Here is a 13,236-nt window from a genome sequence, read left to right on the forward strand (position 1 = left end):
GCGATGAGCATGCGCATCACCGACAGCTACATGGCGTCGATCCTGCTGACCGACCTGAACCGCAGTCTCGGCAACATGCTGGACCAGCAGCGCATGGCCGGTTCCATGCGGCGCATCAACTCCTTTGCCGACGACCCGCGAGCTGTCGGCACGGTGCAGCGCTACAACGCCCTCATCGCCAACAACGAAGAGTACATGTCCAACGTGTCGCGCAACCGGATCATCGTCGACGCCACCGATGTCGCGCTGCAGAGCGTCAGCGAGGTCCTTTCCGACACCCGGGTGCTGGCCCTGCGCGAGTCGTCGGCGCTCGCCTCCAACCGGACGGCGGCCGTCGAGGTGGACAACCTCATGAACCGCCTGCTCGACGTGCTCAACACCAACGTCGAGGGCAACTACATCTTCTCGGGGCGCCAGGTCTATACGCCTCCGTTCGTGCGCAGCGGCGATTCCGTCGTCTACCAGGGCGACTCCGGCGAGATCTCTTCCCGCACGGGGCCCAACTCGACGATGGCGGTCAACCTGCCGGGCGATGTCTTCATCGGTTCCCAGAGCGCCACCCTGGGCGGACGTGTCGACGTGGCACCGCGCCTGCAGGCCGGGACCGCCCTTTCCGACATCAACCTCGGCCAGGGCTGGGTGCGGGGCAGCGTCTCGATCAGCGACGGCGCCGGCAACCTGTGGCAGGTGGATCTCGGGGCGGCGGCCACGGCCGGCGATATTGCCGCGGCCATCACGACGGGAACCGGCGGTGCCGTGACGGCGTCGATCAGTGCGGACGGTTCCGGCTTCACCTTCAGCGGTACGGGTCCGCTGTTCATCGGCGAGGTCGGAAACGGCGGCACGGCGGCCTCGCTGGGCATCAATGTGCGTTCATCCGCCAACACGATGGCGGGCCGCGATGTGCGCCCTGCGGCCACGGATGCGACCCTCCTGACCGATGTGGCCGCATTCACCGGCAAGCTGCCGCTCGGCGTCATCAACGTGGCCTGGCAGGGCACCACCTATCCGGTGGACCTGAGTGCCGCGGTGACGCTGGGCGACCTCCGGACCACATTCGCCGCCGCCGTGCCGGGTATGGAACTGCAGATCCGCGATTCATCGCTCCTGATCGTGAGCGGCAGCCCGGATGCGTTCCAGGTCACGAGCGCCGACGGCACGAATACGGCATCGGTGCTCGGCATTGCCGGTGAAGGCGGCCCGGTCCGCCTGTTCGGCATGCTCGAGGACCTGAAGGCCGCCCTGCTGGCCGGCGACAAGGATGCCATCCGTGGCGCCGCCAACGAACTCTCTTCGCTGGAGGACATGGTCCAGCGTTTGCTCATGAAGACCGGTGGCCGGCAGAACGACCTCGATTGGTCGGAGGGCGTCCTCCGCCAGCGGGACGAGCGCCTGCGCTCGAACCTCTCGCTGGAGCTGGACGTGGATGTGGCGAAGGTCGCGGCCGATCTCAGCCGCGCGGAGACGACGTACCAGGCGAGCCTGCTGGTGGCCAGCAAGCTCTACCAGACGAACCTGATGCAGTTCCTGCGTTAGACGGGGAGGCGGCGCGCCGCGCCGCGATCACAAGGAGCCTCAGATGCCGAAGTTCAAGACAGTGCGGTTCGGGGAGCTGGACTACCAGCAGCAGGACGTGATTCACCTGCCGGACGGGTTGGTCGGCATGCCGCAGCTGCGCAACTGGCTCCTGCTGGAGATGGGCGACGACATCCCCATGAAGTGGCTGCAGTCGATCGACCGCAGCGACTTCGGCGTGCCCGTCAGCCATGCCTGGCTCTTCCAGGACGACTACGAATTCGACGTGCCCGCGGCGTCGTGCCGGAAACTGGGGAACACCCAGCCGGCGAACCTGACGGTGCTCATCATCACGACGATCCACCCGGGCGGCGTCCTGGTGACCGGCAACCTGATGGCCCCGCTGGTGATCGACACCGAGACCCGGCAGGGACTGCAGTTGACCCTGGACGACCCCCGGTGGAGCCTGCGCCAGGAGATCGACTACTGTAAATTTGAGCTTGCCGTAACCGGGCAGACCCCGGAAAATGCCGGCCAGACGGTGCCGGCTACCTTGGGCGCCCTGCGGATGACCGCCGGGGCGACCGAGAAGGTCGGGGCCTGAGTCGGCGTCGCCCGTCCGAGCCGACTCGAAACAGGACAGGGAGGTCCCGTGCTCATCCTCAGTCGCAAGCGCAACGAGAAGATCATGATCGGCGATGACATCGCGATCATGATTGTCGATATCCGTGGGGATCAGGTCCAGATCGGGATTGACGCCCCCCGGAGCATCCCCGTGCATCGGCACGAGATCTACGAGGAGATCAAGAGCACGACCCTGGGGGCCGCGGCCTCCGAGAAGGTCGACCTCGAGGCGATGCGCCGCCGGGCGCGCAAGGCGGACGGGGACAAATAGGACCGGCGCCCGCCATGCTGTCGCCAACGAAGGAAACTCCCCACGCGGGGAGTTTCGTCGTTTCCGGGGAGTTCTGTCGTTTCCGGGAAAGTCGACGTTGTCGCGGCTCGGGGGCCAGGGCGGCCGTCGGCGCCGGATCAGGCCCGGAGGTCCACGCACGCCGGTTCAGGAGCCCGATCAGGCGCTGCAGGGCCGCTACCGGTCCCGCCGCAATGGGCACGGAAAGCGTCCCCGGCCTGGGCCAGGGCGGTTTCCGCCGCCAGGCGCAGCGTGCGATCGGCATCGGCCAGCGCCTGCAGGCGGGGCTGCAGGGCGGTCCGGCGCGCCTGCCCGCCGGCCCGCAGGGCGCCGTCGAGTTCCGTCAGGGCCAGGGCGCGCTGCCGCAGCAGGTCCTCGCACGCGGCCTCGTCGCCGCCGGCGAGGGCCTGGCGCAGCGCCTCGGTGAGCTCTTCATTCAGGGTCAGGCAGGCTTCCAGGCTCATCTCACGCCGATACGGACAGGAGGTTCGGCCGCACACCCGGGGCTTCGGGCGTGGCAGGACGGGGAGCGGCAGCCGCAGGCGCCTCGCCGGCCTTCGGGACGGTTGCAGGATCCGCGCCAGCCGGTCCCCGGGCGCGGTCGCGCGCCGCGGCTTCGGCTGTCCCGTTGGGGATCTGGCGCCAGGCCTCGAGCAGCGGCGTGAGCACATCGATGCAGGAGCGCGCGCGCCGGGCGTCGCGGTCGACCAGCAGGCTCAGGTGCTCCCGGAAGATGAAGTCGTAGATCGCCTCGAGATTGCGGGCGATGTCGCCACCGGTCGCATGGTCGAGTGCGCCGCGCAACTCGGCCACGATGCGCTGCGAGTGGTTGACCTTCTTCGTGAATCCGCTGCGATCGCCCGTCTCCAGGCAGCGCAACGCTTCCTCGAGGTCGGAGATCGACTTCTCGTAGAGCAGCACGACCATGCGTTCCCGGGTCATCGTCCCCAGGTCCGTCTCCCGATACCGCCGCACACCCTGATTCCCGTACATGTGGTTTTGCCTTCCCGCTGCTTACGACTGGTAGACGATGCTGCTGAGTTGGTTGCCCTGCGCCTGGAGCTGCGAGACCATCTGCTCCATGGCCGTGAAGCGACGCTGCATCGTGGTCTGGTACGACTCGATGCTGCGCTCATAGCGGCTGATGCTGTCGTCCGTGTACTTGATGCGCTTGTTCAGCGAGTCGGTGGAGATCTTGAACAGGCCCTCGGTGCTGCTGGTCATGTTCTTGATGGCCTGGTCCAGCATGTAGGCCTTGCCGACGTTCCCCTCGCGGCTGATGAAGAAGTCGCGCACGTTGCCGAACTGCTCGGCCAGGACGTCCTTGAACTCAGCATCGTCGAACTGGAGGGTCCCGTCCTCGCCGCGGGTGATCCCCATCTCCGAGAGGCGCGTGATGCTGCCCAGCCCGCCTTCCAGCGACGAGCCGATGAGGCTCGTCATGCGGCTGTCGACCGTGCGCGCCGCGGAATTCCCGCGCAGCGAGCCTTCGGCGCCGGTCTGCTTGTCGAGGTAGGTGTAGAGGTCGTTGTAGGCGTCGACCATGCCCTTGATCTTGGCACTGATGCCGTCGGTGTCGCGAGCAACACTGATCGTGATGTGCTGGGTGGTGCTGGCTTCGAGCAGGTTGAGCGTCAGCCCGCTGATGACATCGCTCGGATTGTTGCTGGTCGCGGTGACTTCGATGTCATCGATGACGAGCGAGGCATCGCCCGCTGTCTTCACCGTGGTCATGGTCGGCACGACGCCGCCACTCAGCCCCGACAGGTCAAGGGTGAAGGCGTTGGCGGTGCCGGCCTCGCTGCCGTTGACGACCAGGCGGTAGGGGTTGGTGGCGGCGCCGGTATTGATGACCGAGGCCGACACGCCCTCGAAGTTGTCGTTGATGAGACCGGCCAGGCCCTCGATGGTGTTGACGCCGACCAGCGTCAAAGACTTCGTCTCGCCGCCCATGGTGATCGAGAGCGTGCCGGCGCCGACGTTGTCCAGCTTGCTGGCGTAGGCCTGCGACTGCAGCTTCTGCGCCGTGGCCAGGGTCTTGACGACGATGTCGTACTCGCCGGGCGCCGCGCTGCCGGAGGCGGTCGCCGTCAGCGCTTCCGCCAGGCTGGAGGTGGCCTTCGCCGACGAGAACTCGCTCGCGGTGTCGAGCTTGCGGGCGGCCGTCTGCACCGCCAGGAGCTTGGTCTTCAGGGTGGCCAGGGAACTGATCTGGTCCTGGTAGGACTTCTTGTCCTTCTGCAGGCGGTAGATCGGGGCGCGCTTGATTTCCACCAGCTGGGAGATGATGGAATCGGTATTCAACCCGGTTGCCAGGCCGGAAAACGAGACTGACGACATGATCGGCTCCCCGGTTTCAGACAGCTAGTCGATCCGTCGACCCGCCTGCGCTCCGTCAGGTCATCTCGTCGATGACCATACCGGACAGTTCGTCCAGATTGCGGCGGAGGTTTAGCAGTTTTTCCGGGGGATATTGACGGATAACCGAACCGTCCGGATTACGGACCTCGATGACGAAGCCGTGGGTGGCCTCGTCCTGCCGGAACGTGATGGAATGGGGCTCCGGCACCAGTTTCTGCAGGGCTTCCTGCACCTGGTGCACATACTCGCGGGCGGCTTCGGGATCGTAGGCCGGGATACCGGCAGCCTGTTCGCGGTCCGTGGCCGTTGATTCCTCGGCACCCGTGCGGGCAGCCGGCTGCGTGGCGGCTTCCCCGGCGGGTGCTGTCTCGGCTCTGGTCCCCGGCCTGACGGTCGAAGCACTCTGGGTGGACTGGATGGTGTTCATGGCACCTCTCCTTGTGCCGTCCCCCAAGGGGGGGTGGGGCCCCGCCGCAGCGGGGCCCCGTTCCGGACTAGCCCAGCAGCGACATCGCCAGGCCGCTGCTCATGTTGGCCTGCGCCAGCATCGAGACGCCCGCCTGCTGCAGGATCTGGTACGAGGTCATGCGCGAGGTCTCCTTCGCGATGTCCACGTCACGGATACGGCTGTTGGCGGCCGCCAGGTTCTCCGAGGTCATGTTGATGTTGCGGATCGAGCTCTCCAGCCGGTTCTGCACCGCGCCGAAGTCCGAACGCGAGCTGGTCACCGTCGAGATGGCGCCGTCGATCTCGTCCATGGCCGTCGTGGCGCCGGAAGCGCTGTCGATCGTGGCCGCGAGGCCCAGGCCGGTGGCGTCCAGGTCATCGCCCAGGTCGACGGCGACACTGTCGCTGCCGGAGGTGCCGATGCCGACCTGGATGGCAACGGAGCCGCCGCTGCCGTCGAGCAGCTTGACGCCGTTGAAGTCCACGCCGTCGCTGATACGGTCGATTTCGCTGCTCAGAGCGCTGAATTCAGCGTTCAGGTAGCCGCGGTCGGTGTCCGACAGCGTGCCGTTGAGGGACTGCTCGGCCAGTTCCTTCATGCGCAGCAGGATGCTGCTGACCTCGTCCAGGGCGCCTTCCGCCGTCTGCACCAGCGAGATGCCGTCGGCAGCGTTGCGGGAAGCCTGGTCGAGGGCCCGGATGTCCGACTTCAAGCCTTCGCTGATGGCCAGGCCGGCCGCGTCGTCACCGGCGCGGTTGATGCGCAGACCGGAGCTCAGCTTCTCCATCGACTTCTGGAACTCGGTGGAGCTCTTGGACAGGTGGCGCTGGGTGTTGAGGGAGCTGATGTTGGTGTTGATGCGGATTCCCATGACATTCCTCCATGAAATGCGTTCTGGACGTCCTTGCCCTCAGATTCCGCAGGCCCGGATTCACCGGATTGTGCCTGGGAGAGTCTTCGGGCGCCGGCGACCTCCATTTGTCGTCCGGTACGAAATTTATCGGCAACGCACGCTTTGACCTTTAGCGTTCTTTTTTGACATTTATTGGAATTATCAGGTTTCGTCCGGGTCTCCGACGTTTGTGGCCACGACGGTCACGAAAAACGGGCGGGGTGCCCGAAAGCACTCCGCCCGTCAGCGGTCGGAAAGACCGCCGTGCCGCTGCCCGCCTAGCCGAGCAGGTTCATCGCCAGGCCGGTCGTCATGTTGGCCTGCGCCAGCATGGCCACGCCGGCCTGCTGCAGGATCTGGTACGACGTCAGCGACGAGGTCTCGTGGGCCACGTCAACGTCGCGGATCCGGCTGTTGGCGGCGGAGAGATTCTCCGACGTCATGTTGATGTTGCGGATCGAGCTCTCCAACCGGTTCTGGATGGCGCCGAAGTCGCCGCGGGCGCTGACCACGGTCGAGATCGCGTCATCGATCTCATCCATGGCGGTGCCGGCTCCCGAAGCGCTGTCGATGGTGGCGCTCAGGCCCAGGCCCGTGGCATCCAGGTCGTCGCCCAGATCCACCGACACGCTGTCGCTGCCCGAGGTGCCGATGCCGACCTGGATCGCCACCGTGCCGCCCGAACCGTCCAGCAGCTTGACGCCGTTGAAATCGACGCCGTCGCTGATACGGTCGATTTCGCCGCTCAGCGCGCTGAATTCCGCGTTCAGGTAGCCACGGTCGGTGTCGGACAGGGTGCCGTTCAGGGACTGCTCGGCCAGTTCCTTCATGCGCAGCAGGATGTTCGACACTTCGTCCAGCGAGCCTTCCGCCGTCTGGATCAGCGAGATGCCGTCGGCGGCGTTCCGGGCGGCCTGGTCCAGGGCCCGGATGTCCGACTTCAGGTTTTCGCTGATGGCCAGGCCGGCCGCGTCGTCGCCGGCGCGGTTGATGCGCAGACCCGAGCTGAGCTTTTCCATCGACTTGTTGAAAGCGTTGGTCGAGTTCGCCAGGTGCCGACGGGTGTTGATCGACGACACGTTCGTGTTGATGCGGATACCCATGATTCCAATTCCTCCTTGAGAGTGCCTGACGGGCTTCCGTGCCCGCCTTTCAGGAACCGGCCCGGCATACCTGCCGCCGGACCGTATCAAACACCGGCGTTGGGCGCGCGGTGGGCAGGCGGTGCCGCAGCGCCGCCGGCCCGGGCCGCGTGCTAACCGCCGAGCAGGTTCATCGCCAGGCCGCTGGTCATGTTGGCCTGCGCCAGCATGGCCACGCCGGCCTGCTGCAGGATCTGGTACGACGTCATGTTCGACGTCTCGTAGGCCACATCCACGTCGCGGATGCGGCTGTTCGCAGCAGAGAGGTTCTCGGCCATCATGTTGATGTTGCGGATCGAGCTCTCGAGCCGGTTCTGGACCGCGCCGAAGCCGCCGCGCGAGCTGACGACGAGCGAGATCGCATCATCGATCTGGTCCATGGCCGATCCGGCATTGCTGGCCGTGTCGACGGCGGCAGCGAGGCCCAGGCCCGTGGTGTCGACGTCGGTCGTCAGGTCGACGGCCACGCTGTCGCTCCCCGAGGTGCCGATGCCGACCTGGATGGCCACGGAAGTTCCGCTGCCGTCCAGCAGCTTGACGCCGTTGAAGTCGACGCTGTCGCTGATGCGGTTGATTTCGCCCTTCAGCGCGTCGAATTCGGCGTTCAGGTACCCGCGGTCGGTGTCCGACAGGGTGCCGTTCAGCGCCTGCTCGGCCAGTTCCTTCATGCGCAGCAGGATGTTGCTGACCTCGTCGAGCGAACCTTCCGCGGTCTGGATCAGGGAGATGCCGTCGGCAGCGTTGCGGGCGGCCTGGTTCAGCGCGCGGATGTCCGACTTCAGGTTTTCGCTGATGGCCAGACCGGCGGCGTCGTCGCCGGCGCGGTTGATGCGCAGGCCGGAGCTCAGCTTCTCCATCGACTTGTTGAAGGCGTTGGTCGAGTTCGACAGGTGGCGGCGGGTGTTGATCGAGGGAACGTTCGTGTTGATCCGGATGCCCATGGTTTTCCTCCTTGAAAACGCTGGGTACTTGGTTGCCGGCGCCCGGTGGGGCCGGATGTCTGTCCCGCTCCGGGTGCGTGCTGCGAATCCTTTCGCGGCCCGACCATCCTCGCGTGACAGGAGGGGTATCGTCGGCGGGGGAGGGCGACTTGAGCGTTGATTTGCAGAAAAACAAATGGCGACCGCCCGCGCGATGCGGACGGTCGCCGTCGACCGGTGGAAGGGCGGAAAGCGCCCTGCCGGATCTAGCCCTGCAGCAGGTTGAGCGCCAGCTGCGAGGTCATGTTCGCCTGCGCCAGGATCGAGACGCCGGCCTGCTGCAGGATCTGCAGGCTGGTCATCGTCGATGTCTCCAGTGCCACGTCGACGTCGCGGATACGGCTGTTGGCGGCGGCGAGGTTTTCCGCCGTCATGCCGATGTTGCGGATCGACGTCTCGAAGCGGTTCTGCGCGGCGCCGAAGTTGGCGCGCATCGAGCTGACGACGCCCGTCGCTTCGGTGATCAGGCCGATCGCGCCGCGGGCAGCATCGCCGTTGGTGCCGGTGATGCTGGTGATGCCGGCCGTGAGGTCCAGCGCCTGGGCGCTCATCGCCTGGTTGAGGTCGATGGACACGGCGCTCGTCGCCGCGTCGGTGCCGATGCCGACCTGCACTTCCAGCGTCTGCACGGTCCCGTCCAGCAGCTTGATGCCGTTGAACTCCGCGGTCAGGCTGATGCGGTTGATCTCGTCGAGCAGCTCCTGGAACTCGTTGTTCAGGTAGACGCGCTCGTCCTCGCCGAGGGTTTCGGTCGCGGCCTGTTCCGCCAGTTCGCGCAGGCGCAGCAGGATGCTGTTGACTTCGTCCAGCGAGCCTTCCGCCGTCTGCACCAGCGAGATGCCGTCGGCAGCGTTGCGCGAGGCCTGCTGCAACGCGCGGATGTCGGACTTGAGGCTCTCGCTGATGGCCAGGCCGGCTGCGTCGTCACCGGAGCGATTGATGCGCAGGCCCGAGCTCAGGCGCTCCATCGACTTCGAGAAGCGGGTCGTCGTGTCATACAGGTGCCGCTGAGCATTCAGCGACGCGACGTTGGTATTGACTCTGAGTCCCATGCCTTCTTCCTCCGTGACTAGCTCTGTGGTCTGGCGGATCCGGATCCGTGGACTGGAATGCCACTTGGATCCGCCGCGCCCCGTTCCGCTGCGCCCTGGCCGCGCGACACCCCGGAGAGTGCCCTGGCCAAATGCTGCTTGCCCGTCGGTTCGGCGTGACCGTAGTCTGTCCCGGTGTCGTCCAGCAGGACCCGTTGTCAGCGGGCCGGCGCCAGCAGACCCGCAGTCCGGGAGCCCCCATGGAGATCGCCGGCCTCACCGTTGCGCAGCATGCCGATTACCTTGCCCTCGTCGATGCAGAGATCAGGCCACCGCATGCCACCACCCGTCCGTGGGACGATTTCCCGCTCGCCCTGGGGCTCGACAACCTGCCCTGGATGCTCGGGGCGGTGGACGGGGAGGGGCGCCTGGCCGGCGGCCTCTCGGTTCTAGTGCGCCCATTTGCAACCGGTTGCGGCGAGATCGTGGTCGGCGTCGTCGGCAGCGTCGTCACGCGGCCCGATTGCCGCGGCCGCGGCCTGAGTTCGCGACTGCAGGCGTCGGCGGTCGCGCTGCTGCAGCGGCAGGAGGTGCCGCTCGCGGCACTTTGGACCGATCAGCCGGAAATTTATGCCGGGCGGGGCTTCACGCCGGCCGGCTGGGAATGGCATGCCGGCCTGGAAACGGCCACCCTGCCGCCGCCGCCGCCGCCGGTCGTGATCCGCGACTGGGAGCCCGCCGATGCGCCGGCAACCGCAGCGCTCTACGCGGACCACCCGTGGCGCACGCTGCGCCGGCCCGGCGATGCCGGGCGCCTGTACGGCATGCCGGGCACGCGCGGGCTGGTGGCGGTTGCCGCGGGGCAGGTCAGGGCGGCGGTCTTCTGCGGGAAGGGCGCCGATTTTCCCGACTATGTCACCGAGTGGAGCGGTGAGCCTGGCCTGGTGCTGGCCCTGCTCGGCCGGGCCTGCGAACGCGGCTGGGCCTCCACGGTGCTGGTGCCGTCCTGCGGCACGGCGCTTCTGGCGCAACTCGAGGCCGCCGGGTCGGCGCCGGTGGCACTGCCCTCGGCGTGCTGGGCGGTCACGCGCCCGGACCTCCTGCGACAGAAGCTTGCGGCAGCGGGACGGATTGCGCCCGCGTCCGACACCGACCCGCGCGCCTGGCTGGGCGGTGTCAACGTTGACGGCATCGTCGAACCCGGTCCGCTGGGGATCGCCGTCTGGGGGTTCGATTCCGCATGAGCCTGCTCTCGCTGGTGATGATCGTTCGCGACGCCGCCGACCTCCTGCCCGGTTTCTTCGCGCACCATGCCGGCCTGTGGGACGAGGCCGTGGTGGTCGACACGGGCTCGGCCGATGGGACGCCGGAGCGGGCGGCCGAGGCCGGCGCCCGCGTCTTCAGGCAACCGTGGCTGGACGACTTCTCGGCGCCGCGCAACTTCGGGCTGCAGCAGGCCGGCGGCGACTGGATCCTGGTCCTGGATGCCGACGAGCGCATCGCCACCCGCGACTTCGCCGCGCTGCGCGCCGCGGCGGCCGCTGCGGCCGATCGAGCCTGGCTGCAGGACACCATCAACTACTGCAACCAGCGCTCGCACCTCGAGTGGCGGCCGGTCCAGGGCCGGTATCCGGCGGAGGAGGGGAGTTGCACGGGCTATTTCCTGGCGCGCCGGGTCGGCCTGTTCCCGCGTCGTGACGATCTCCGCTTCCGGGGCCGCATCCACGAGTCGGTGCTGCCCGCATGCCAGGCGATCGGGTTGCGCGTCGAGGCGCTGGGAATCCCGGTCCACCACTACGGCTACGTGCGGAGCGCAGCCGTCGACGAACAGCGGCGCGAACTCTACGAGAAACTGGCGGCCGCCAAGCTGGGAGATGATCCCGCCGACTGGTCCGCGCGACTGGAGTATGCGAGCGCACTGCTGGAGCGCGGGCGCATCGAGGCGGCGGACACCGAACTGACCCGGCTCGCCGCCGGCCCGGGCCACCTGCGGCCCGTGGCGCGGGGCCGCTTCCTGCTCGGCCGCCTGCGGCGCGAGGCTGGGGACCTGGCGGCGGCAGGGGACTTGCTTGGGGCCGTGGTGCGCGACGACCCGACATTCCTGTTCGGGTGGCTCGAATGGCTGCGCCTGCTGGCGGGCCAGGAGCGGTGGCGCGAAGTGTTCGCGGCCCTGGCCGAGGCACGCCGCTCCTGCGGGAACGACGAGCCGCTGCTGGATCGCGAGGAATTGCTGGCCCTGGCGCGCACCGGCCAACTCGTGGCCGCACGTGAACTGGCCGACCGGGTGGTCGCGCGCTGCCCGGGCTGGCCCGAACTGGCGGGCGTGCGCGACCGCCTGCGCACGGCGACCGGGGAGACCCCTGACCGCGAATGAACGGGACCCGACCGGCCCGGGAGTGAGCATGACCGATCGACCCCTGATCAGCCTGGCGGTCATCGTCCGCAACGAGGCGGCCAACCTGCCCCGGCTGCTCGGCGCCCACCGTGGACTATATGACGAGACCGTGGTCGTGGACACGGGCTCGACGGACGCCTCGGTCCGTGTGGCCGCGTCCCTGGGAGCCCGCGTGGCGACGGTGGCCTGGCGCGACGATTTCAGCGCCGCGCGCAACGAAGCCCTGGCCCGGTGCCGCGGGAAGTGGGTCCTCGTCCTCGACGCCGACGAACATATCGCGCTCGCGGACCAGGCGACGCTGCGCACCGTGGTCGCCGGATCGGCGCCGGGCGGCATCATCCTGCCGCAGTGGAACTATGCCGACGAGCCCGGGCTGCCGGGCTGGCGGCCGTTGACGCCGGCCACCGCAGGTGAGGCCGCCGGCGCGGCGGGGTTTATCATCGCGCACCAGGTGCGCCTGTTTCCGGCCGGCCCGCAGGCGCGCTACGAGGGACGCATCCACGAGACGGTGGAGCCCAGCCTTCTGGTTCAGGGACTCTCGCTGACCACGGTCGAGATCCCGGTCCACCATCACGGACACCGGGACCAGGGCGCCGTGCAGCAGGCCAGGTTGCTGCGGAACAGCCGCCTGCTGCGGCTGAAGCTGGCCGACGACCCCCATGACCCGCGCGCGCGGTACGAACTTGCGGAGCAGCTGGTCTCCGAACGGCAGCCGGAACTCGCCCGGCGTCTCCTGGAATGCCTGGTCGCCGAGGCCCCCGGTGGTCCGCGCGCGGCCGACGCGCATCGGCTCCTGGGGCGGCTCGAACTGGCCGCAGGCCGCCGGGCGTCGGCCAGGGAACATTGCGCGGCCGCCGTCACCGCACGGCCCGACCTGACGGACGGCTGGGTGGATCTCATCCGGGTCAGATGGCTGACAGGTGATCAGGACGGGGCGCAGGAGGCGCTGGCCCAGTGGTCCCGGCTGTTCCCGCTGGATCCGCGGTTGGCCGCTCTGACTGCTCAAGTCCAAGTGCCAGCGGCCGATAACGGGAAGCAGGAAGCCGCCTGCTCCTGAACGGGCATCCGGCTTGCAATCAGACCGGCACGAGCACGACGACGCCGACATCCATCCGGTCAACCAGGCAGGTTCGCAATGGGTATGGACAAGATCAACAGTTCGCCCCTGCAGAGTCGGGGACTCCTGGACCGGCTTCGCGGCACGGCTCGTGACGAGACCAAGCCGACAGGGACGCCCGCTACCAGCGCCGACCTGCCGGCTGCGGCTACGGCCGACAAGGCCGATATCAGCGAGGCGGCGCGCCGCCTGGTGGACTTGAAGCACGTGGTCGACGCCGGCCGCGACGCCATCGCCCAGTTGCCCGACGTGCGGCCGGAAAAGGTCACGGCCGCCCGCGAGCGACTGGTCAGCGGGTTCTACAACGCGCTGGAGGTACGCCAGGTGGTGGCGGGACGGCTCGGCGGCGTCTTCGACGGCATCGAGAAGCTCTAGTCCGAAGCGCCCATCAGGCGCCGTTTCCCAGTGGGAGGGACCCCGTTCGCGGGGTCCCTTTTCTTGT

At 67.9% G+C, this 13,236-nt stretch carries 15 protein-coding genes; 7 read left to right on the forward strand and 8 right to left on the reverse strand.

What is annotated here, in order from left to right; translation table 11 throughout:
• Positions 1 to 3: 3 nt before the first annotated feature.
• From IPG61_00640 to csrA, 3 genes are read left to right on the forward strand one after another with little or no spacing between them, the layout of a single operon-like run.
• A complete protein-coding gene (locus IPG61_00640; protein MBK6732609.1) occupies positions 4 to 1,536 on the forward strand; it encodes a hypothetical protein in 1,533 nt (510 codons plus the stop codon).
• Positions 1,537 to 1,579: 43 nt separating this feature from the next.
• Positions 1,580 to 2,119, forward strand: coding sequence for a flagellar assembly protein FliW (gene fliW / locus IPG61_00645; protein ID MBK6732610.1), 540 nt, complete (start codon positions 1,580 to 1,582; stop codon positions 2,117 to 2,119).
• Between the two features lie 48 nt (positions 2,120 to 2,167).
• Complete coding sequence (csrA, locus tag IPG61_00650; GenBank protein MBK6732611.1) at positions 2,168 to 2,410, forward strand: carbon storage regulator CsrA; 243 nt, start codon at positions 2,168 to 2,170, stop codon at positions 2,408 to 2,410.
• A gap of 137 nt (positions 2,411 to 2,547) precedes the next feature.
• Here the strand turns inward: csrA and IPG61_00655 are convergent, their stop codons facing one another.
• The 8 genes from IPG61_00655 to IPG61_00690 all read right to left on the reverse strand — a co-directional run bounded on the left by IPG61_00655 (position 2,548) and on the right by IPG61_00690 (position 9,303).
• Positions 2,548 to 2,892, reverse strand: a complete 345-nt coding sequence (locus IPG61_00655) for a hypothetical protein (GenBank protein MBK6732612.1) — start codon at positions 2,890 to 2,892, stop codon at positions 2,548 to 2,550.
• Between the two features lies 1 nt (position 2,893).
• On the reverse strand, positions 2,894 to 3,421 hold the full coding sequence (locus tag IPG61_00660; GenBank protein ID MBK6732613.1) for a flagellar protein FliS: 528 nt from the start codon (positions 3,419 to 3,421) through the stop codon (positions 2,894 to 2,896).
• A 21-nt stretch (positions 3,422 to 3,442) separates the two neighbouring features.
• Positions 3,443 to 4,768, reverse strand: a complete 1,326-nt coding sequence (fliD, locus tag IPG61_00665) for a flagellar filament capping protein FliD (protein MBK6732614.1) — start codon at positions 4,766 to 4,768, stop codon at positions 3,443 to 3,445.
• Between the two features lie 55 nt (positions 4,769 to 4,823).
• A complete protein-coding gene (locus IPG61_00670) occupies positions 4,824 to 5,216 on the reverse strand; it encodes a flagellar protein FlaG (protein ID MBK6732615.1) in 393 nt (130 codons plus the stop codon).
• Positions 5,217 to 5,283: 67 nt separating this feature from the next.
• The gene (locus IPG61_00675; protein ID MBK6732616.1) at positions 5,284 to 6,108 is read right to left on the reverse strand and encodes a flagellin FliC; all 825 of its coding nucleotides are present in this window, start codon (positions 6,106 to 6,108) and stop codon (positions 5,284 to 5,286) included.
• A gap of 299 nt (positions 6,109 to 6,407) precedes the next feature.
• Positions 6,408 to 7,232 (reverse strand): flagellin FliC, encoded by an 825-nt coding sequence (locus IPG61_00680; GenBank protein MBK6732617.1) that lies wholly within the window; start codon positions 7,230 to 7,232, stop codon positions 6,408 to 6,410.
• 152 nt (positions 7,233 to 7,384) lie between these two features.
• Entirely contained in the window at positions 7,385 to 8,206 is an 822-nt protein-coding gene (locus IPG61_00685) for a flagellin FliC (GenBank protein ID MBK6732618.1), read from the reverse strand.
• Between the two features lie 251 nt (positions 8,207 to 8,457).
• Positions 8,458 to 9,303 (reverse strand): flagellin FliC, encoded by an 846-nt coding sequence (locus tag IPG61_00690; GenBank protein MBK6732619.1) that lies wholly within the window; start codon positions 9,301 to 9,303, stop codon positions 8,458 to 8,460.
• 239 nt (positions 9,304 to 9,542) lie between these two features.
• Here IPG61_00690 and IPG61_00695 point away from each other — a divergent pair, with 239 nt between their 5' ends.
• From IPG61_00695 to IPG61_00710, 4 genes are all read left to right on the forward strand, one after another.
• On the forward strand, positions 9,543 to 10,526 hold the full coding sequence (locus IPG61_00695) for a GNAT family N-acetyltransferase (protein MBK6732620.1): 984 nt from the start codon (positions 9,543 to 9,545) through the stop codon (positions 10,524 to 10,526).
• A complete protein-coding gene (locus IPG61_00700; protein ID MBK6732621.1) occupies positions 10,523 to 11,656 on the forward strand; it encodes a glycosyltransferase in 1,134 nt (377 codons plus the stop codon). Before IPG61_00695 ends, IPG61_00700 begins: the two co-directional genes overlap by 4 nt.
• A 28-nt stretch (positions 11,657 to 11,684) precedes the next feature.
• A complete protein-coding gene (locus tag IPG61_00705) occupies positions 11,685 to 12,734 on the forward strand; it encodes a glycosyltransferase (protein ID MBK6732622.1) in 1,050 nt (349 codons plus the stop codon).
• A 78-nt stretch (positions 12,735 to 12,812) separates the two neighbouring features.
• Entirely contained in the window at positions 12,813 to 13,169 is a 357-nt protein-coding gene (locus IPG61_00710; protein ID MBK6732623.1) for a flagellar biosynthesis anti-sigma factor FlgM, read from the forward strand.
• Positions 13,170 to 13,236 lie beyond the last annotated feature (67 nt).

The organism is bacterium, from assembly GCA_016703265.1.
Lineage (GTDB): Bacteria > Krumholzibacteriota > Krumholzibacteriia > LZORAL124-64-63 > LZORAL124-64-63 > CAINDZ01.